General features: G+C 51.6%; 1 rRNA gene. It reads left to right on the top strand.

Annotated elements, in window-relative coordinates:
• A 23S ribosomal RNA gene (locus tag ACLH1I_RS26740) occupies nt 1-197 on the top strand; the annotation flags it as partial.
• Nucleotides 198-221: the final 24 nt, after the last annotated feature.

The following is a 221-nucleotide window of genomic DNA, read 5'->3' on the forward strand; positions in this document are numbered from 1 at the left end:
GGCACTGCCCGGTAGCTAAATGCGGAAGAGATAAGTGCTGAAAGCATCTAAGCACGAAACTTGCCCCGAGATGAGTTCTCCCTGAGACTTTAAGTCTCCTGAAGGAACGTTGAAGACGACGACGTTGATAGGCCGGGTGTGTAAGCGCAGCGATGCGTTGAGCTAACCGGTACTAATGAACCGTGAGGCTTAACCTTACAACGCCGAAGATGTTTTGGCGG

Source organism: Klebsiella sp. 1SOBk10mer (assembly GCF_046602535.1).
GTDB lineage: Bacteria > Pseudomonadota > Gammaproteobacteria > Enterobacterales > Enterobacteriaceae > Klebsiella > Klebsiella quasipneumoniae.